An 18,412-nucleotide genomic window follows, 5' to 3' on the forward strand; every position below is an offset into this window, starting at 1 on the left:
CGTCGAAGAAGACCGCGATCCCCCGGCGTTCACGCGCGTCCCGCGAGCTGGGCGATGTCCCTGTCCGCGACGCCGTGGAGGCGGCCGGCCAGATCGGCGAGCGCCCGGCTCACCGCGAGCTCGTCGCCGATCTCCGGAACCTCGCGGTCCGCCGGGTTGCGGCGCGCGTGCCCGCGCCCGGTGGTCCTCTTCTCGCCGCCGCTGAACAGGACCGCGTGCGCGACGGTGTCCATGCCCTCCTCGGTGATGTAGAGCTCGACGCTCCACTCCTTGGCCTTCATGACGAACCTCCTTCGCTCGGCCGTTCACCCTCCATCGTCGGAAGGCGGCCGGAGCGGCCCTAGGGGCGGAAGTCCCGAATCCGCTGATCAGACCGTCCGGAGGGACCTTCGGCCCCGGTCCGCGGGACCGATGGAGGCGCGCGGCCGCTCCGGCGCGGGGAAGGCTCGCCCCGAACAGCGGCGGATCGACGGGCGCGAGGACGGACCCCATGAGCGGCGGACTGCTGACCGACCTGTACGAGGTGACGATGGCGGCGAGCTACCTGCGCCGCGGCATGGCCGGGCCCGCGACGTTCAGCCTCTTCGTCCGGAAACTGCCCCGCGACCGCGGCTTCCTGATCGCCGCCGGGCTGGAGGACTGCCTGTCGTTCGTCGAGGACTACCGCTTCTCCCAGGAGGACCTCGACTACCTGGCGGCGGAGCAGGGACTGGACGACGCCTCGCTCCGCGCGTTCGAGCGCCTCCGGTTCACCGGAGAGGTCCGGGCGGTCCCCGAAGGGCGCGTCGTCTACCCGGGCGAACCCCTCCTGGAGGTCACCGCGCCGATCGCGGAGGCCCAGCTGGTGGAGACCGTGCTGCTCAACCACATCACGTTCCAAACGACGGTGGCCACGAAGGCCGCCCGCTGCGTGCGCGCGGCCGCCGGCGCGCGGGTCATCGACTTCTCCTTCCGCCGCACGCAGGGGGTGGACGCGGCGATGGCCGTCGCGCGGGCCTCCTACCTCGCCGGTTTCGCCGGCACCAGCAACGTCGAGGGGGCCCGGCGGTACGGCGTCCCGGCGACCGGCACGATGGCCCACTCCTACATCGAGGCCTTCCCCGGCGAGGGCGAGGCGTTCGCGGCCTTCGCCGCCGACTTCCCCGAGCGCACCACGCTCCTGGTCGACACCTACGACACGCTCGGCGGGGTCGCCGCTGCCATCCGCACGGCCCGCCTGGCGGGGCTGCCCGCCCTGGCGGGGATCCGGCTCGACTCCGGCGACCTCGGCGACCTGGCGGTCAGGGCCCGCTCGATGCTGGACGAGGCCGGCATGACCGGCACGCGGATCGTGGCCAGCGGCGGGCTGGACGAGTACCGGATCGCGGACCTGGCCGCGGCCGGCGCGCCGATCGACGTCTACGGGGTGGGGACGAGGATGGGCGTGTCCGCGGACGCCCCCTACCTCGACAGCGCCTACAAGCTCGTCGCCTACGAGGACCGCCCCGTGATGAAGCTGTCCACCGGCAAGATCACCGCCCCGTGCTCCAAGCAGGTCTACCGGGGCCCGGACGGCGACGTGGTCGCGCTCCGCGACGAGCCCGCTCCGGACGGCATGGAGCCGCTGCTCGTCCCCGTCATGGAGGCGGGACGCCGCGTCGCGGGACCCGAGCCGCTCGACGCCGTGCGCGCGAGGTGCGCCGCCGAGATCGCCGCCCTACCCGACCGGATCACGCGGCTCCGCGCCCCCGAGACCCGTCCCGTCCGGCTGAGCACGCGCCTCCGGCGGGTTCGGGACCGGCTCTACGAGGAACTCGCCGCAGGGCATCGGGCCGCCGGCGACGGTCCTCTCCAAGGACGGTGACCGCCGGATCAGGCCGGCGCCCTACCGGGGCCCGCCGACGACGGCCACCGGGCACTCGGCGTGGTGGATCACCCCGTGGCCGACGGAGCCGAGCCGGAACAGGCCCCAGCGGTGGGGGCGCGCGCCGACGACGACCAGATCCGCCGAGCGCGACACCCTGGTCATCTCGGACACCGGGTGCCCGACCAGGACGTCGTTGACCACATCGACCAGCGGATACCTCTCGTGGAGGGGGGCGTAGGCCTCGATGACCCGCGCCCGCCGCTCGTCGTTGAGGCGCTCCTCGTCGAGGGCGTATCCGGCCTCGGCCATGTCCACGGAAAGCTGCCACGCGTGCACGACGCGCAGCCGCGCCCCGCGGACGGCGGCCGCGTCGAAGGCGTACCTGAGCGCCTCTCCCGGCTCCTCGGCGAGGTCGTGCCCGACGACGACCTCACCGCCGCCGCCGACGCCGCCGCGCACGATCACCAGCGGGACGGCGGTCCGCCCCGCCATGCGCAGGGCGACCGAGCCGAGCCGGAGCCCGGCGAAGCCGCCGTGCCCGCGGTGCCCGAGCACCAGCTCGAACGCCTTCTCCGCCTCCTCGCGCAGCGCGTCCGGCGTCGCGTTGACGGCCAGGGCGGTCGTCACCCGCAGCTCCGGCCTGCGCTCCAGGACGCGGCCCTCGGCCTCCAGCAGCACGGCGTGCCCGGCCGGCGAGGAGCGCTCGGACGGGACCGGCAGCTCGAACCGGCGGACCTGGTACGGCCAGATCTGCGCCGCGTGGACGATGTGCAGGGGCCGGTGCCGCAGCGCCGCCTCACCCGCCGCCCAGTCGACGGCGCGGGCCGCGGCGGCGGACCCGTCGGTCCCCACGACGATCGGTGCGGACATGGCTCCTCCGACGATCACACGCCCTCTCCCGGCCTCCCTCCAGCCTTCGCGGACGTGCCGGGCTCGGGACAGGGACCAAGGTCCGCCGCGCCGGGGACCTTCGGCGCCGCCGGTCCGCGCCTGATCTTGACCGTTCCCACGGTATGCGCATCCCGTCACCAGGGCAGGTCACGGCAGGTGGAGGCACGGAAAGGCGTCACGCCCGAAACGCTGGCGCGGGAGCGGTTCTTCTCCGGCATGCCCGAACGGCACCACGCCGCCCTGGCCGCCGCGGCCCGGGCCGCGGACGTCCCGTCCGGGCATCGCTTCTTCGAGGAGGGCTGGGCCGCCGAGCACTTCTGGCTCCTGCGTTCCGGGACGGTCGCCCTCGACCTCCAGGTCCCCGGACGGGGCGCGGTGGTGGTGGAGACGCTCCCGGCCTCCTCGGTGCTGGGCTGGTCGTGGATGTTCCCTCCGCACGTGTGGAGGTTCGGCGCCGTCTCCACCGAGCCGGTGCGGAGCCTCCGGTTCGACGGGGCCGAGGTCCGGGAGCTGTGCGCCGCGGACCTGCGGCTCGGCTACGACCTGACCCTCCGGTTCGCCGCCGTGCTGCTGGACCGCCTCGAAGCCACCCGGGTCCGCGTCCTGGACCTGTACGCGCACCCGGAGCAGCGGGCGTGAGCCCGGCCGGCGCGGACGGCCCCATGGCTCCCGTCCCCTACCGCGTGACGGCCCGGCGCGCGGAGACCGCCGACACGGTGACGCTCAGGCTGGAGCCCGTCGCGGCGGCGCTCGCCGAGCCGGCGCCGGGCCAGTTCACGATGATGTACGCGTTCGGCGTGGGCGAGGCGCCGATCTCCGTCAGCCGCGTCGGGCCGGGCATGGGTTCCGAGTCCTCGCGGGCGCTGGAGCAGACGGTCCGCGCCGTCGGCGCCGTGACCCAGGCCGTGTGCGCGGCGCGGCCCGGCGAGGTCCTCGGGCTGCGGGGCCCGTTCGGGGCCGGCTGGGGGCTGGACGAGGCCCGCGGCCACGACCTGGTCGTGGCGGCGGGCGGCATAGGCCTGGCCCCGCTGCGGCCGGTGGTGCTGCGGGCCCTGGCCGACCGGGACGCCTTCGGCCGCATCGCCGTCCTGATCGGCGCCCGCACCCCCGGCGACCTGCTGTTCGGCGGGGAACTGGACGCCTGGCGGGCGCGCGGCGCCCAGGTCGAGGTCACGGTGGACCGGCCGGCCCCCGGCTGGAGCGGCCAGGTCGGCCTGGTCACGGCCCTGGCGGGCGCCGCGGACGTCGACCCGGCCCGGACCGCCGCCTTCGTCTGCGGACCGGAGATCATGATGCGCCTCACCGCGCGGGCGCTCACCGGGCTGGGGGTGCCCGCCGGGAACGTCCGGCTCTCCCTGGAGCGCAGCATGCGGTGCGGGGTCGGCTGGTGCGGGCACTGCCAGCTCGGCCCGCTGCTGGTCTGCCGGGACGGGCCGGTCGTGCCCTACCCGCGCGCCGCCGCGCTGATGACCGTCAGGGAGCTGTAGCCCATGGGACGACCGACGCTGGCCGTGTGGAAGTTCGCCTCCTGCGACGGCTGCCAGCTCACCCTCCTGGACTGCGAGGACGAGCTGCTCGCGCTTACGGGCGAGATCGAGATCGCGCACTTCCTGGAGGCGTCGAGCGCCGCCGGGGAGGGCCCCTACGACGTGTCGCTGGTGGAAGGGTCGATCACCACGCCCGCGGACCTGGACCGCGTCCGGCACGTGCGGGCGGTCTCGCGGAAGCTGGTCACGATCGGCGCGTGCGCGACCGCCGGGGGGATCCAGGCGCTGCGCGACTTCGCCGACGTGGAGGAGTTCGCCTCGCTCGTCTACGCGCGGCCCGAGTACGTCGCCACGCTGGCGCGGTCCACGCCCATCGCCGCGCACGTCCCCGTGGACTTCGAGCTGCGGGGATGCCCGATCGACCGCCGCCAGCTCCTGGAGGTGCTCGCGGCGCACCTCGCCGGCCGCAAACCCGACGTGCCGTCCCACAGCGTCTGCTTCGAGTGCAAGATCCGCGGAAACGTCTGCGTGATGGTCGCCCGCGGCACCCCGTGCCTCGGCCCGATCACCCAGACGGGCTGCGGCGCGATCTGCCCGGCGTACGGGCGGGGCTGCTACGGCTGCTTCGGCCCCGCCCCCGCGTGGAGCGGGGGGCGGCCCAACACGCGCGGGCTGCTGCCCTGGCTCGACATGTCCGAGGACGAGGCGGACCGCGTGCTGTCCACCTTCAACGTCACCGCCTTCCGCGAGGAGGCCCCGGCCGGGGGAGGCGGCGATGACGCACCGCAATGAGAGGACGCTCGCCGTCGGCGCCCTCGCGCGGGTCGAGGGCGAGGGCGCCCTGTACGTCCGCGTGCGCGGCCCGGACGTCGAGGAGGTGCGGCTCGAAATCTACGAGCCGCCGCGCTTCTTCGAGGCCTTCCTGCGCGGCCGCGCCCACACCGAGCCGCCCGACATCACCGCCCGGATCTGCGGGATCTGCCCGGTCGCCTACCAGATGAGCGCCTGCCAGGCCGTCGAGGCCGCCTGCGGCGTGACCGTGGACCCGGCCATCGGCGAGCTGCGGCGCCTGCTCTACTGCGGTGAGTGGATCGAGAGCCACACCCTGCACATCTACCTGCTGCACGCACCGGACTTCCTCGGCTATCCCGGCGCGGTCGAACTGGCCCGCGACCACCGCGCCGCCGTGGAGCGGGGGCTGCGGTTGAAGAAGGCGGGGAACGCGCTCATGGAGTTCCTCGGCGGCCGCGCGATCCACCCGGTGAACGTCCGCGTCGGCGGGTTCTACCGGACCCCCGCGCCCACCGAGCTGGCACCACTCGCGGAGACGCTGCGGCGGGCGCGCGACGACGCCCTGGCCACCGTGGAATGGGCGGCGGGCTTCGAGTTCCCCGACTTCGACCACGGTCACGAGTTCCTCGCGCTGACGGCCGATCGCTACCCGCTGGAGCGCGGCACCGTCCGCGGCGGCACGGGGCGCTCCTTCCCCGCCGCCGAGTTCGAGCGCAACGTCGTCGAGGAGCAGGTCCCGCACTCGACCGCGCTGCACGCCCGCTTCGCCGACGGCGGCCGCTACCTGACCGGTCCCCTGGCCCGCTACTCCCTCAACCGCGACCGGCTGTCCCCGCTCGCCCTGGAGGCCGCCGACCGGGCCGGGCTCGGCCCGGAGTGCCGCAACCCGTTCCGCAGCATCCTGGTCCGGGCCGTCGAGGTCGTCTACGCCGTGGACGAGGCCCTGCGGCTCATCGCCGGCTACGAGCCGCCGTCCCGCCCGGCGGTGCCGGTGCCCCCGCGCGAGGGGACCGGCCACGGCGTCACCGAGGCTCCGCGCGGCCTGCTCTACCACCGCTACGACCTGGGCCCGGACGGGCTCATCAGGGCCGCCCGCATCGTCCCGCCGACGTCTCAGAACCAGGCCGCCATCGAGGACGACCTGCGCCGCTTCGTCGCGGCCCGCCTCCACCTCGACGACGAGGCCCTGACCCGCCGCTGCGAGCAGGCGATCCGCAACTACGACCCATGCATCTCCTGCTCCACCCACTTCCTCGACCTGACCGTGGAGCGGTCGTGACCCTCGTGATCGGCGTCGGCAACGACTTCCGCCGCGACGACGGCGCCGGACCCGCCGTGGTCGCGGCGCTCCGCGGCCGCGTCGAGGCCGGGCTCGCCGTCACCGACGGCGAGCCCGCGAGGCTCGTCGCCCTGTGGGCGGGCGCCGACCTCGCGATCGTCGTGGACGCCGTGCGCGCTCATCCGCCCACACCCGGCAGGGTCCGCGAACTGGACGCCGAGACCGCGGCGCTCGTCGCGCGGCCGGTGACCGACCACGCCCTCGGCCTCGGCGACGCCGTCGCGCTCGGGCGGGCCGTGGGCCAGATGCCCGCCCGTCTCCGCGTCCTCGCGATCGAGGGCGCCGACTTCGGGTTCGGCCAGGGCCTGACCCCGAGCGTCGCCGCCGCGGTCGGCGCGGTCGCCGACCGCCTGGCGGACGCGCTCACGATGGACGACCACGCAGGAAGGAAGAACGGATGACCGCTCCGACGAGCACGTCGAAGCCCGGCGGCCCCGCGGCGCTGGAGCTGAGGAGCCTCCGCCCGCTCTGCGAGGCGCTGCGGCGCGCGGGCTACACCGTCATCGGCCCGACCGTGCGCGACGACGCGATCGTCCTCGCCGAACTCGACTCGGCCGACCGCCTGCCCCACGGCTGGGGCGTCACGCTCAGCGCCGGCGCCTACCGGCTGCGGCGGCGGGAGGACGGCGCGGCCTTCGCGCACGCGGCCGGACCGCAGTCCTGGAAGCCGTTCCTGCACCGGTCGAAGGTCAAGCTCTGGGAGGCGGACCGGACGGAGGACGGGTTCGAGGTCCGGGAGCACGCGCCCGAACCGGCCCGGCTCGCGCTGCTCGGCGTCCGGCCCTGCGACCTGCGCGCGATGGCGATCCAGGACCGCGTCCTCATGGGCGGCCGCCACGTCGACCCCTCCTACGAGGCGCGGCGGCACGACAACTTCGTCATCGCCGTCAACTGCACAGAGCCCGGCGGGACGTGCTTCTGCGCCTCCATGGGCACCGGCCCTCAGGCGGGCCCCGGCTACGACCTCGCGCTCACCGAACTGGTCGGCGAGGGCGGCCTCCGCTACGTCGTCGACGTCGCGACCGAGGCGGGCGCCGCCCTGATCGACGGCCTGGACTGCGCCCCCGCCGAGGCCTCCGACGTCGACCGCGCCCGCGCCGAGGTGTCGGCGGCCGCCGGCCGGATGGGCCGGGAGATGCCCGCCGCGGGGCTGCGCGAGCTCCTGGCCGGGACCCTGGAGGCCGACCGCTGGGACGAGGTGGCCGAACGCTGCCTGAGCTGCGGAAACTGCACGATGGTGTGCCCGACCTGCTTCTGCACGAGGGTCGCCGACACCACCGACCTGACCGGCGACCACGCCGAGCGCTGGCAGCTCTGGGACTCCTGCTTCGACCCGGACTTCACCCATCTGCACGGGGGCGACGTCCGGGCGTCCGCCAAGAGCCGCTACCGCCAGTGGCTGACCCACAAGCTCGGGACCTGGCACGACCAGTTCGGCTCCTCCGGCTGCGTGGGCTGCGGCCGGTGCATCGTCTGGTGCCCGGTCGGCATCGACCTGACCGTGGAGGTCGCGGCCCTGCGCACCGAGGCCGCCGGGGAGGGCCCGGGAGGCCCAAAGACCCAAAAATAGGAGCAATTCGCCTCTGACCGCCCAGCCGGCCCCGCGCGAGCCTGGTGGCATCGGTAGGAGGCTCGCGATGAAGCAGACGTTCAGATTCGGCACCTTCCGCGGGATCCCGGTCGGGATGCACTGGTCGGTTCTGGTGATCATGCTGGTGATCGCCGAGATCCTCGCGCGCTCGGTGCTGCCCACCGCCGACCCGGGCGCGTCCTCCGGCGTGCGCTGGACGGCAGCCGTGGTGGCCGCGGTGCTGTTCATGGGCTCGCTGGCCGCGCACGAGTTCGCGCACGCGCTGGTCGCCCGCCGCCGCGGCGTGCGGGTCGGCTCGATCACGCTGTGGGCGCTCGGCGGCCTCGCGGAACTGGACGGCGAACCCGGCACCGCCCGCGACGATCTCCAGATCGCCGGGGTCGGCCCGCTGACCAGCGCGGTGGCCGGGGCGGCGTTCGCCGGGGCCTGGGCGGCCGGGCACGCGCTCGGCGCCCCCGTCATCGTCACCGCCTCGCTGAGCTGGCTGGCGGCGACCAACCTCCTGATCGCGGTGTTCAACCTGCTCCCCGGCGCGCCGCTGGACGGCGGGCGCATCCTGCGCGCGCTGCTGTGGGGCCGGAGCGGGGACCGGGCCGCCGCGACCCGCAGCGCCCAGCGCGCCGGGATGGTGCTCGGCCAGGTCATGATCGGCGCAGGTCTGCTGACGCTGCTGCTGTGGAGCTGGTTCAACGGGCTGTGGCTGGCCGTGGTCGGCTGGTTCATCGCCGGCTCGGCGCGGGCCGAGGCGCGCTTCACCGACCTGCGCGAGGCCGCGAAGGACCTGCGGGTCGCCGACGTCATGACGCGCGACCCCGACCACGGCTGGGCGTGGCAGCCCGCGGCCGCGTTCGTCCAGGACGTGGCGGTGCGGTCGCACCAGACGGTGTTCCCGGTCGTGAGCGTGGCCGGCGACCCCGTCGGCGCCGTCACGGTGGACCGGCTGTCCCGCGTCCCGGAGCGGGAGGCCGGCGTCACCCTGGGCGATCTGAGCGTGCCGCTCGGCGCCGACCGGATCATCGACCCGGAGCGGCCGGCGGACGTCCTGCTCCAGATGGCCCCCGTGGCGGGCAGCCTCGTCGCGGTCGTCGCCGCCGACCACCACCTGCTCGGGATCGTCACCACCGACGACCTCCAGCGGATGATGCGCCGGACCCGGCTCAGCCGCGGCAGCCCCGCCCCCGCCTGAGCCCCGAGCCCGGAAGCGCCGGTCCCGCCGGCGGCGGGAGCCGCCGGCGGGACCGGCGCTGGGGTCAGTGGGCGGGAACGACGGCGACGGGGCACTGCGCGTGGTGGATGACCCCGTGGCAGGTCGACCCGAGCTGGGGAGCGCTCCAGCGCCGGTCGTGGGCGCCGACCACCAGCAGGCGGGCGCTCCCCGACGCGTTGGCCAGCGCGGTCACCGGATGCTCCAGGACGATCTCGTCGGTGACGTCGACCCCCGGATGCGTGCGCCGCACGGGCTGGTAGGCCGCGGCGACCTCCTTGCGCAGATCGTCCTCGATCTGGTCGGCGTCGACGGCGTAGCCGGCCTCGATCAGCGTCGCGAACGTCTGCCACGCGTGGACGACGCGGAGGCGGGCGCCGTGGAGCGCGGCCGCCTCGAAGGCGTAGTCGAGGACCGGATCCATCTGCCGGGCCAGGTCGATCCCCACCACGACCTCGCCGCGGTCGGCCCCGCCCCCGCGAACGATCACGACCGGCACCGCGGAGTGGCCGGCCAGGCGCAGGCTGGTGGACCCCAGCATCAGGCTGGAGAAGCCGCCCCGGCCGCGGCTGGCCACCACCAGCTCGAACGCCTTCTCCGACTGCGCCCGCAGGGCCTGCCACGCCTCCTCGGCCACCAGCTCTGTGGTGATCTCCAGGTCCGGCCACCGCTCCCGGATCCGCTCGCGCGCGGCCGCCAGGAGCGTGCGCCCCGCGCGGGTCATGCGCTCGGCGGTGTCGGGCGGCGCGAACAGCGGCGTCTTGTAGGGCCAGCTCTCCACGGCGTGGACGATGTGCAGGGGGCGCTCACGCGAGGCGGCTTCGGCGGCGGCCCAGTCGAGGGCGCCCGCCGCCTCGTCGGAACCATCGGTCCCGACGACGATCGGCTCGGACATCGGTTCTCCTCCCGGCTCAGCGGCTGTCGCTTCCTTCGGCGCGACCCCGCGCAGAGCGGCGCGGCCGCTCCTTTCCACGCTCCATCGCAGGTCACGCGCGCCCCTAGGGACTAAGGTCCCCATCTCAGGCACCCCCTCGTCCCGCCGGTGACGAGCCGACCGCCCCTGCGGCCCCCGGTCGCGGCCTGCAAGCGTGGACGGCACGGACTCACACAGGCGGCGAGGTGGGATGTCGGTCAAGGGCGCGTTCACGCGCAACGCTCACGAGACGCTCTTCGCGCTGACCGGCGGCGGGCTGGCGGCGGGCGCCGCGCTCCGCTGGTCGGTGGGCTCCGGCGCCGCGGACCTGGCCTGGCTGCTGGCCACGGCGGTCGCGCTCTGCCCCGCCGTGTGGTGGGTCGTGGAGGGGCTCCTGCACCGCAGGTTCGGCAGCGATGTGATCGCCGTCCTGGCGCTGGCCGGGACGATCGCGGTCGGCGAGCCCTTCGCCGGCGCCGTGATCGCCGTGATGCTCACCGGGGGCCGGCTGCTGGAGGAGCGGGCGGGGCGGCGCGCCCGCCGCGACCTCGGGGCGCTGCTGTCGCTCGCGCCCCGGGTGGCGCACCGCCGGACCGGCACCGGCCTCGACACCGTCGACGTCTCCGAGGTGCGGCCGGGCGAGCTGCTGCTGGTCCGCGCCGGGGAGACCGTGCCGGTGGACGGGCTGGTGGAGCGCGGGACGGCGGTGCTGGACGAGTCGACGCTCACCGGGGAGCCGCTGCCGGTGGAGCGCCCCGCGGGAGACGCGGTGCGCGGCGGCACGGTCAACGCCGGGGACCCGTTCGAGCTGCGCGCGACCAACGACGCCCGGTCCAGCACCTACGCCGGGATCGTCCGGCTGGCCGAGGAGGCCGCGGCCGGGAACGCGCCGTTCATCCGGATGGCCGACCGGTACTCGGCCCTCTTCATCCCCGCGACGCTGCTGCTGGCCGGCGCGGCGTGGATCGCCGCCGCCGACCCCGTCCGGGCGGTGGCGGTGCTGGTCGTGGCCACTCCCTGCCCCCTGATCCTCGCGGCGCCCATCGCCTTCGTCTCCGGCCTGTCGAGATGCGCGCGGCGGGGGGTGGTCGTGAAGGGCGGCGGCACGCTGGAGCGGCTCGCGGGGGCGCGGGTGCTGCTGTTCGACAAGACCGGCACCGTCACCACGGGCCGTCCCGCGCTCACCGAGATCATCCCCGCCGATCCGGCCCGCGGCGAGGACCCCCTGTTCCTCGCGGCCTCCCTGGACCAGGTGTCCCCGCACGTGCTGGCCTCGGCGATCGTCCGCGGCGCCCGCGAGCGCGGGATGCGCCTCGCCGCTCCGGAGGACGTCGCCGAGCGCGCCGGGCAGGGGGTGCGGGGAACCGTCGAAGGCCACCGGGTGAGCGTCGGCAAGGCGAGCTGGGCCGGGCGGGCCGACCCGGCGTGGCTGGAGCGGGTCCGCGGCCGGGCCGCCGCGCGCGGCGCGATCACCGTGTTCGTCGGCGTGGACGGCCGGCTCGCGGCCGTCCTGCTGCTGCGCGACCGCGTGCGGCCCGACGCGGCGCGCACGTTCCGGCTGCTGCGCCGGGCGGGGATCGGCCGGGCGGTGATGGTGACCGGCGACCGCGCGGACGTCGCCGGTCCGATCGGCCGGCTGGTGGGGGCCGACGCCGTGCACGCCGGCCTGTCGCCGGCCGGGAAGGTCGAGGTCGCCCGGGACGAGAGCGCCCGCGCGCCGACCGTGATGGTCGGCGACGGAGTCAACGACGCCCCCGCGCTGGCCACCGCGGGCGTCGGCGTCGCGCTCGGCGCCCGCGGCGCCACGGCCTCGTCCGAGGCGGCCGACGTGGTCATCACCGTGGACCGCCTGGAGCGGCTGGCCGAGACGCTCGCGATCGCGCGGCGCACCCGGTCGGTCGCGCGCCAGAGCGTGCTCGCCGGGATGGGGCTCGCGCTGGCCGCGATGGTCGTCGCGGCGCTGGGGTTCCTGACCCCGGCGGCGGGGGCGCTGCTCCAGGAGGGCATCGACGTGGCGGCGATCCTGTCCGCCCTGCGCGTGCTCGGTCCGGGCCGCGACCGGGCGCCGCGCCTGCGCGGCGACGAGGCCGAACTCGTCCGGCGGCTGGACGAGGAGCACCGCGCGCTGTGGCCGCGGATCGAGCGCCTTCCCGCGCTGGCGGGCGCGGCGGCCGGTCCCGCCGGACGGCGCCGGGACGCCGCCCTGGACGCGCTCTCGGAGTTCCTGGCGGACCTGGAGGTCCACGAGCGCAAGGACGAGCGGCTGCTCTACCCGGCGGTCGCGCGCGCCCTCGGCGGTTCCGACCCCACCGGGGCCATGAGCCGCGGGCACGCCGAGATCGCCGAGCTGGCGCGCCGGATCGGCGCGCTGACGGCGGAACTGCGCACCGCGCCGGAGGCGCCGGAGCCCGCGGACGACCTGCGCCGGACCGTGCAGGAGCTCTACGCCGTCCTCCGCCTGCACTTCGCCCAGGAGGAGGAGAACTACTTCGTCCTCGCCGACGTCCACGACCAGGCCGGCCCCTGACCGGCCGATCACCTGCCGCCCCTCCCCGTTCGGCCCCGCACACCCGGGACGTTCGCCCCTGGGGGCGGGCGCCGCCGGAGACGAGGCTTGAGGCAGACACCGCCGGAGGTGAGGAAATTGACGGTCTTGGTGGCGTACGCGAGCGCCAACGGCTCCACGCGGACCATCGCCGGGCGGATCGGCGCGGTGCTGGCCGAGCGCGGGCTCCGGGCGGACGTCCGCCCCATGGCCGAGGTGGAGGACGCCGGAGCCTACGACGCGTTCGTGCTCGGAAGCGCGATCCACGACCGCGCCTGGCTTCCCGAGGCGCTCGGCTTCCTCGCGCGCGAAGGGGACGCCCTCGCCCGCCGGCCGGTGTGGCTCTTCAGCGTCGGGGTGCCGGCCGCCCTGCGCGGACCGTGGCAGCACTTCGGCGCCAAGGAGGAGGGCCTCCTGCGGGACGACCTGCGGACGAGGGTCGACGCCGTCGACCACCGCCTGTTCTCGGGTGTCTTCATCCGCGAGCACACGTCCCTGGTCGGGCATCTGCTCTTCCGGGCGCTGGGATGCCGGTACGGCGACTACCGCGACTGGGCCGGGATCGACACCTGGGCGTCGACGATCACGGCGAGGCCGGCGCTCTCCGGGCGGCTCCGCCCGCGCCCGCGCGCCGGTCACCCCTCACCCGTCGCGGACGGCCGGCCCGCCCGTCCGCTCAGCCCCCGGTGAGGCCGCGGAGCTCGACGGGCAGAGGGCCGGACGGACTTCGGCAGGACGACGCGAGGACCTAGGTCCCTGGCGGCGGGGCCGCCCGGCGAAGGAGTCTTGGGGCATCAGGGAAAGGCCTAGGGGGAAGCCATGGGCACGCAGGAGATCAGCTTCGAAGCGTTCGGGGAGCTCGTCACGTCGATCGACGACGGCGACGGCGACGGCGACGGAGCGGCGCGCGTGACGGCCCGCGGCGAACTGGACATCGCCTCGTCCGCCGCGTTCGGCATCGAGCTGGCGAGGCTGATCGGCGAACGGGGACCGGACGTCGTGGTGGACGTCTCCGGCCTGACCTTCTGCGACGCGCGGGGCCTCGCGGCGCTCGTCGCCGCCGACGATCTCGCGCGCAGCCGCGGCGGGGCCGTCACCCTGACCGCGCCCCGCCCGCAGATGGCGAAGATCCTGCGGCTCACCGGCCTCGACCGCCGGTTCACGCCGGTCCGCACGGCCGTCCGCTGAAGCGTCCCCGCGCGGGGTCTCCCGACGGGCCAGAGCACCCCGACCCGACCGCGACGGGTACCCGTACCCCGTATTAGGCACTCATCGACCAGCCGAGAGTGCAGCACCTCACATCACCCGTCTTCTTCCTGAGCTTGTGGTTTCGGAGATACCCCCCTAGGGTAAGCCGGACCCGCAAGGATACCCCCTAGGGGTAATGAGGAGGAGACATGTCCGCTCGTTCCGCACCCCCCGCCACCCGCCGGTGGTGGGCGCTGGCGCTCATCGCGACCGCCCAGTTCATGGTGATCATGGACACCTCGATCATCGGGGTGGCGCTTCCCCGCATCCAGGACGACCTGGGCTTCTCCCAGGAGAACCTGTCCTGGGTGTTCAACGCCTACGTCGTCGCCTTCGGCGGCCTGCTCCTGCTCGGCGGCCGGCTGTCGGACCTGCTCGGGGCCCGCAGGCTGTTCTCGGCGGGCTGGGTCGTCCTGCTCGGCGGCTCCGCGGTGGCCGGGGCCGCCGGCACCGTCGCCGTCGAGCTGACCGGCCGCGCGCTGCAGGGCGTCGGCGCCGCGCTCATCGCGCCCGCCGCGCTCACCCTGCTGATGATGCTGTTCGGCTCCGAACCCCGCGAGCTGACCAAGGCGCTGTCGCTCTACGGCGCCGCGGCTCCCGCCGGGGGCACCGCCGGGGTGTTCCTCGGAGGCGTCATCACCGAGTACGCGGCCTGGCCGTGGGTCTTCTACATCAACATCCCCATCGCCGTGCTGGCGCTGGCCGCCGCGCCGGCGCTGATGCCCGGGGGCGGCGGGAGCGCCCGCGGCTCGGTGGACGTGGTCGGCGCGCTCACCGTGACCGCCGGGCTCGGCGCCGTCGTCTTCGCCGTCGTCCGCGCCCCCGAGGTCGGCTGGGACGCGGCGGCGACCTGGGCCGTGCTGGCCGGCGGGCTCGTCCTGCTCGGCGCGTTCCTGGCCGTCCAGGCGTCCCGCCGCACCCCGCTGATGCCGCTGTCGATCTTCCGGGCGCCGAACCTGGGCGCCGCGAACCTCGCCCAGCTCCTGCTCGGCGGCGCGTGGATCCCGATGTGGTTCTTCCTGAACCTCTACCTGCAGCGGGTCCTCGGCTACAGCGCCTTCCCCGCGGGGGCCGCGCTGGTCCCGATGACGGCACTGATCATGCTCGGGATGATCGTCCTGGCGCCGCGGGCCATCAGGCGCCTCGGTTCCAAGGGCTCCGTCGTCACCGGGCTGCTGGTACTGGCCGCCGGCATGGGCTGGCTGGCGCTCATCCGCCCGGACGGGAACTACTGGGTGGACGTCCTGCCCGCCTCGCTGGTGGCCGCCCTGGGCATGTCCCTGGCCTTCATCCCCTCCCTGGGCACCGCGCTTTCGGCCGCCCGTCCGGAGGAGGGCGGCCTGGCGTCCGGCATCGTCAACACCAGCTACCAGGTCGGTTCGGCTCTGGGCCTGGCCGCGATGACCGCCATCGCCGCCTCCTTCGGCGCCGACCGGATCGGCGACCTGCCCGCGCTCACCGACGGCTTCTCGGCGGCGTTCGCCGGCGCGGCACTGGTCGCGCTCGCCGGCGCGGCGCTGGCCGCCGTCACCCTGCGCACCCCGCGGCCCGAGGGCGCGCCCGCGCCCGCGCCGGAGCACGAGAAAGCCCCGGGGCGCTGACCGGCACCTCCGCGGGACCGCAGCCGGCGGTCCCGCGGAAGCCCGTCCGGGCGGCGGACCGGCCGCCCGCCCTGCTCAGGCCGCGTGCACGACCGCGACCGGGCAGGGCGCGTGGTGCAGCAGGGCGTGGCTGACCGAGCCGAGCAGCAGGCCGCGGAAGCCTCCGAGGCCCCGCGAGCCGACGACCAGCAGGCGCGCCTCCTCCGCGGCGGCCAGCAGCACCTCGCGCGGCGCCCCGGTCACGATGTCGATCTGGACCTTCACGTCGGGGTGGAGCTCGCGCGACGGGATCATCAGCCGGGCCATCCTGGCCGCGGCGGCGTCCCGCATCCCCGCCTCGTCCACCAGCGGGGGCACCTCCTTCTCCGGCACCGCCTCCCAGGCGACGACCGCGCGCACGTCCCAGCCGTGCGCGGCGGCCTCGGCGAAGCCCAGCGCCAGCGCCTCGCGCGACGCCGGCGACCCGTCCACGCCGACGACGACGTGCCCGTGCACCTGCTCCGGCGGCGGGACGAGGTCGCCCCGGACGATCACGACCGGGCAGGGGGCGTGCGCGGCCACCTGCGCGCCGACGGAACCGAGCACCAGCCCGACGAACCCGCCGAGCCCCCGCGGGCCGAGGACGAGCATGTCCGCGCCGTGCCCGGCCTCGATCAGCCGCGCCGCCGCCTGCCCCCGCGCCAGCACGCCCCGCACGCTCAGGCCCGGCGCCACCTTCCGGACGTGCTCGACCCCGTTGCCGAGGTTCTCCTCCGCCACGGCGCGCAGGTCGACGAGCGGCATGGCGATCGGGCCGCCCCCGACGTAGACGTCCCACACGTGGAGCACGGTCAGGGGCAGGCCCCGGATGCGGGCCTCGGCGGCGGCCCACTCCAGGGCCTGCACACCGCCCGTGGAGCCGTCGTAGCCAACGACCACTCCGGTGATCGGCTCGTCGTTCATGTGCGAACTCTCCTTCGGGGGTTCCTGCCGGGTCGAGTCCAGACTCGCCCGCCGTGGCCCCGCGCAGGAGGGGCGACGGTCCGCAGGATCAGGGACCTTCGGCCCTCGTCCGCCACCCGCGTCACCGGGCGAGCGGCACCACGGCGATCGGGCAGACTGCGTTGTACAGCAGCCACTGCGCGACCGAGCCGAACGCGGGATGCGCGGCCCCGACCACCAGGAGGCGCGCCTCCTGCGCGGCCTCCCGCAGCGCTTCGGGCGGAGGGGCGAGCGGGTTCTCGGGGTGCCCGCGCTCCGCCCCCGGCGCCTCCTCCCCCTCGGCGCCCGAGGAGACGGTCTTCACGGGAAGCTGCCGCAGCTCCGCCTCACGCGCGGCGAACGCGAGCGCGCTCCGCGCCGCGGGCGAACCGTCCACCACGGCCACGACCGGCGCCGGGCTTCCGGGGCGGGGCAGCGCGCCCACGCCCCTGACCACGATGACCGGGCATCGCGCGTGCACGGCGACGTGGGCGGCGACCGAGCCGACGGGCACGCGCGCGAGCCGCCCGAGCCCGCGGGACCCGAGCACCAGGAGCTCGGCGCCGGCCGACAGCTCCGTGAGCCGCTCCGCCGCCGACCCCTCCTCCGACACCGGCCTGACCGCGACCCCGGCCGTGCGCTGCCGGGCGCACTCGACGCCGTGGGCCAGCACGTGCTGCGCCGCCTCGTGCAGCGACCGCCGGCCCGCCTCCTCCAGTTCGGGGGCGACCCCCTGGTAGGGCCAGTGCCACGCGTGGCACAGCACCAGCGGAGATCCGCGCAGCTCCGCCTCGTCCAGCGCCCAGTCCAGCGCCTGCATGGCGTACACCGACCCGTCGAATCCGACGACCACCTCGCGCGCACCGCTTCCGTCGGACATCGCGAACCCCCGTCTCCGTCCGGATGGATCCGCAAAAGGCGTTCCCGGCCGGTGGCCGGGAGACGGCGTCCGCGGAACGTGAAGGGGGCGGGAGAAGCCCTCCGCCGCTTAGGCAGCGTTTCGAGATGGACGGTGCGTGGTCTCCCACTTCTCCGTCCCTTTCCGCTCGACTTCTCTCGCCCGGTTTCATTCCATCTCGCCGCCGGCGCCCGGTACAGGGACGAAAGTCCTTCGTTCGCCTCGGGCCTGGGACGGGAGTATGTGCTCCGGCGGGCTGGTCAGCGGAGGAGCCGAAGGTCCCCTCGGCGGGGCCGGGCGGCCTCCGCGTCCTCCAGACCGGCGAACCCGCGCCGGGCGACGCGCCGGCGGAGCTCGCGGAACTGCCTGTGCTGCATGATGAAGTGCGCCGGCTCCCCGAGGAGCCAGGTGAACAGGCGGTCCGGGACCGACGGCACCCCGTGTCCGCGCGTCCGCACGATCAGGCGCGTGCACCCGTCGGGCAGGCGGTGGAGGTGGAAGGCCCAGAGCCCGTCCGCGTACGCCCGCGGCTTCGGTCCGCGCGGGTCGAACGACCTTCCGGACGGCAGCTCGATGTCGCTCCGCAGCACCAGGGTCCTGCCCGGATCGAGGACCTCGACGCGGAAGTAGGTCGTCCCGCCGGGGACCGTGGGCACGCGGTCGCCCGCCGCCAGATCCTGCCATTCCGGAACGATGCGGTCCGTGCTCGGCCGCCCCCTGTTGTCGAGCAGGTCCCAGCTGTACCAGCCGCCCCGCCCGTATCCCATCTGCACCAGCCACGGCCAGACCGCCTCCGGCGGCGCGGGCAGCGACACCGCCATGGTGGACTGGCTCGTCGCGTTCTCGATCAGCTCGTCGCTCGGATACGAGGTCTCCGCCTCCGTGTCGGTGGCCCCCCAGGACAGCAGCGCGGGACGGACCGCGGCCGCGTAGGCGGCTGCCGCGCCGCAGGCGAGCGCGAGACCGCGAACCCTCTTGCTCATGGCGAGTCCTCCCCCAGTCGATGACCGCTCGGGTTCCACGCTGGCGGGCGGCGGTCCGGTCCGGCAGAGGCCTTCGCCACGCCGGCCGGGGACGTTCGTCCCTTCTGACCTGGC

Annotated in this window: 18 protein-coding genes; 12 read left to right on the forward strand and 6 right to left on the reverse strand. The window is 75.4% G+C overall.

The features are described from left to right. Positions 1–29 precede the first annotated feature (29 nt). Positions 30–281, reverse strand: coding sequence for a DUF1876 domain-containing protein (locus tag AB0C87_RS17210; protein ID WP_345172115.1), 252 nt, complete (start codon positions 279–281; stop codon positions 30–32). A gap of 209 nt (positions 282–490) precedes the next feature. On the opposite strand from AB0C87_RS17210, the gene AB0C87_RS17215 reads away from it, so the two are divergent. Beyond that, positions 491–1,843 carry a nicotinate phosphoribosyltransferase gene (locus AB0C87_RS17215; protein WP_360578386.1) on the forward strand — a complete coding sequence of 451 codons (1,353 nt, stop codon included), beginning with the start codon at positions 491–493 and terminating at the stop codon, positions 1,841–1,843. A gap of 21 nt (positions 1,844–1,864) precedes the next feature. Here AB0C87_RS17215 and AB0C87_RS17220 read toward each other — a convergent pair whose 3' ends face one another. Then, the gene (locus AB0C87_RS17220; protein ID WP_345172112.1) at positions 1,865–2,716 is read right to left on the reverse strand and encodes a universal stress protein; all 852 of its coding nucleotides are present in this window, start codon (positions 2,714–2,716) and stop codon (positions 1,865–1,867) included. Between the two features lie 177 nt (positions 2,717–2,893). Here AB0C87_RS17220 and AB0C87_RS17225 point away from each other — a divergent pair, with 177 nt between their 5' ends. From AB0C87_RS17225 to AB0C87_RS17255, 7 genes are all read left to right on the forward strand, one after another. Then, on the forward strand, positions 2,894–3,376 hold the full coding sequence (locus AB0C87_RS17225) for a cyclic nucleotide-binding domain-containing protein (protein WP_360578389.1): 483 nt from the start codon (positions 2,894–2,896) through the stop codon (positions 3,374–3,376). Further along, positions 3,373–4,224, forward strand: coding sequence for an FAD/NAD(P)-binding protein (locus tag AB0C87_RS17230; protein ID WP_345172108.1), 852 nt, complete (start codon positions 3,373–3,375; stop codon positions 4,222–4,224). The genes AB0C87_RS17225 and AB0C87_RS17230 overlap by 4 nt, the downstream gene beginning before the upstream one ends. A gap of 3 nt (positions 4,225–4,227) precedes the next feature. Further along, the gene (locus AB0C87_RS17235) at positions 4,228–5,016 is read left to right on the forward strand and encodes an oxidoreductase (protein WP_353834153.1); all 789 of its coding nucleotides are present in this window, start codon (positions 4,228–4,230) and stop codon (positions 5,014–5,016) included. Further along, positions 5,000–6,295: a nickel-dependent hydrogenase large subunit gene (locus AB0C87_RS17240; protein ID WP_353834154.1), complete on the forward strand. Its 1,296-nt coding sequence runs from the start codon at positions 5,000–5,002 to the stop codon at positions 6,293–6,295. Before AB0C87_RS17235 ends, AB0C87_RS17240 begins: the two co-directional genes overlap by 17 nt. Continuing rightward, positions 6,292–6,756, forward strand: a complete 465-nt coding sequence (locus tag AB0C87_RS17245; protein ID WP_353834155.1) for a hydrogenase maturation protease — start codon at positions 6,292–6,294, stop codon at positions 6,754–6,756. Before AB0C87_RS17240 ends, AB0C87_RS17245 begins: the two co-directional genes overlap by 4 nt. After that, a complete protein-coding gene (locus tag AB0C87_RS17250; RefSeq protein ID WP_353834156.1) occupies positions 6,753–7,925 on the forward strand; it encodes a 4Fe-4S dicluster domain-containing protein in 1,173 nt (390 codons plus the stop codon). The genes AB0C87_RS17245 and AB0C87_RS17250 overlap by 4 nt, the downstream gene beginning before the upstream one ends. Before the next feature lie 67 nt (positions 7,926–7,992). After that, a complete protein-coding gene (locus tag AB0C87_RS17255) occupies positions 7,993–9,132 on the forward strand; it encodes a site-2 protease family protein (RefSeq protein WP_345172098.1) in 1,140 nt (379 codons plus the stop codon). Positions 9,133–9,196: 64 nt separating this feature from the next. Here AB0C87_RS17255 and AB0C87_RS17260 read toward each other — a convergent pair whose 3' ends face one another. Then, complete coding sequence (locus AB0C87_RS17260) at positions 9,197–10,045, reverse strand: universal stress protein (RefSeq protein WP_345172095.1); 849 nt, start codon at positions 10,043–10,045, stop codon at positions 9,197–9,199. A gap of 229 nt (positions 10,046–10,274) precedes the next feature. Here AB0C87_RS17260 and AB0C87_RS17265 point away from each other — a divergent pair, with 229 nt between their 5' ends. The 4 genes from AB0C87_RS17265 (at position 10,275) to AB0C87_RS17280 (ending at position 15,457) form a co-directional block, all read left to right on the forward strand. Beyond that, positions 10,275–12,590 carry a heavy metal translocating P-type ATPase gene (locus AB0C87_RS17265; protein ID WP_360578392.1) on the forward strand — a complete coding sequence of 772 codons (2,316 nt, stop codon included), beginning with the start codon at positions 10,275–10,277 and terminating at the stop codon, positions 12,588–12,590. A 117-nt stretch (positions 12,591–12,707) separates the two neighbouring features. Then, positions 12,708–13,298 (forward strand): flavodoxin domain-containing protein, encoded by a 591-nt coding sequence (locus tag AB0C87_RS17270; protein ID WP_360578394.1) that lies wholly within the window; start codon positions 12,708–12,710, stop codon positions 13,296–13,298. A 129-nt stretch (positions 13,299–13,427) separates the two neighbouring features. After that, positions 13,428–13,796: an STAS domain-containing protein gene (locus AB0C87_RS17275; RefSeq protein WP_360578396.1), complete on the forward strand. Its 369-nt coding sequence runs from the start codon at positions 13,428–13,430 to the stop codon at positions 13,794–13,796. A gap of 209 nt (positions 13,797–14,005) precedes the next feature. Next, a complete protein-coding gene (locus AB0C87_RS17280; RefSeq protein WP_360578398.1) occupies positions 14,006–15,457 on the forward strand; it encodes an MFS transporter in 1,452 nt (483 codons plus the stop codon). Between the two features lie 75 nt (positions 15,458–15,532). Here the strand turns inward: AB0C87_RS17280 and AB0C87_RS17285 are convergent, their stop codons facing one another. The 3 genes from AB0C87_RS17285 to AB0C87_RS17295 all read right to left on the reverse strand — a co-directional run bounded on the left by AB0C87_RS17285 (position 15,533) and on the right by AB0C87_RS17295 (position 18,298). After that, entirely contained in the window at positions 15,533–16,399 is an 867-nt protein-coding gene (locus AB0C87_RS17285) for a universal stress protein (RefSeq protein WP_360578400.1), read from the reverse strand. A gap of 121 nt (positions 16,400–16,520) precedes the next feature. Then, positions 16,521–17,297, reverse strand: a complete 777-nt coding sequence (locus AB0C87_RS17290; RefSeq protein WP_360578402.1) for a universal stress protein — start codon at positions 17,295–17,297, stop codon at positions 16,521–16,523. 278 nt (positions 17,298–17,575) lie between these two features. Next, the gene (locus AB0C87_RS17295; RefSeq protein WP_345172080.1) at positions 17,576–18,298 is read right to left on the reverse strand and encodes a hypothetical protein; all 723 of its coding nucleotides are present in this window, start codon (positions 18,296–18,298) and stop codon (positions 17,576–17,578) included. Between the last annotated feature and the right edge of the window lie 114 nt (positions 18,299–18,412).

Origin of the sequence: Actinomadura sp. NPDC048021 (genome assembly GCF_040653135.1) — a bacterium.
GTDB classification, from domain to species: Bacteria; Actinomycetota; Actinomycetes; order Streptosporangiales; family Streptosporangiaceae; genus Spirillospora; species Spirillospora verrucosospora.

Bases quoted from the DNA above. Each gene is read 5' to 3' on its own strand.
- AB0C87_RS17260 (WP_345172095.1), bottom strand. From the start codon at position 10,045: ATGTCCGAGCCGATCGTCGTCGGGACCGATGGTTCCGACGAGGCGGCG.
- AB0C87_RS17295 (WP_345172080.1), bottom strand. From the start codon at position 18,298: ATGAGCAAGAGGGTTCGCGGTCTCGCGCTCGCCTGCGGCGCGGCAGCC.
- AB0C87_RS17275 (WP_360578396.1), top strand. From the start codon at position 13,428: ATGGGCACGCAGGAGATCAGCTTCGAAGCGTTCGGGGAGCTCGTCACG.
- AB0C87_RS17215 (WP_360578386.1), top strand. From the start codon at position 491: ATGAGCGGCGGACTGCTGACCGACCTGTACGAGGTGACGATGGCGGCG.
- AB0C87_RS17210 (WP_345172115.1), bottom strand. From the start codon at position 281: ATGAAGGCCAAGGAGTGGAGCGTCGAGCTCTACATCACCGAGGAGGGC.
- AB0C87_RS17290 (WP_360578402.1), bottom strand. From the start codon at position 17,297: ATGTCCGACGGAAGCGGTGCGCGCGAGGTGGTCGTCGGATTCGACGGG.
- AB0C87_RS17280 (WP_360578398.1), top strand. From the start codon at position 14,006: ATGTCCGCTCGTTCCGCACCCCCCGCCACCCGCCGGTGGTGGGCGCTG.
- AB0C87_RS17235 (WP_353834153.1), top strand. From the start codon at position 4,228: ATGGGACGACCGACGCTGGCCGTGTGGAAGTTCGCCTCCTGCGACGGC.
- AB0C87_RS17220 (WP_345172112.1), bottom strand. From the start codon at position 2,716: ATGTCCGCACCGATCGTCGTGGGGACCGACGGGTCCGCCGCCGCGGCC.
- AB0C87_RS17250 (WP_353834156.1), top strand. From the start codon at position 6,753: ATGACCGCTCCGACGAGCACGTCGAAGCCCGGCGGCCCCGCGGCGCTG.
- AB0C87_RS17255 (WP_345172098.1), top strand. From the start codon at position 7,993: ATGAAGCAGACGTTCAGATTCGGCACCTTCCGCGGGATCCCGGTCGGG.
- AB0C87_RS17285 (WP_360578400.1), bottom strand. From the start codon at position 16,399: ATGAACGACGAGCCGATCACCGGAGTGGTCGTTGGCTACGACGGCTCC.
- AB0C87_RS17265 (WP_360578392.1), top strand. From the start codon at position 10,275: ATGTCGGTCAAGGGCGCGTTCACGCGCAACGCTCACGAGACGCTCTTC.
- AB0C87_RS17240 (WP_353834154.1), top strand. From the start codon at position 5,000: ATGACGCACCGCAATGAGAGGACGCTCGCCGTCGGCGCCCTCGCGCGG.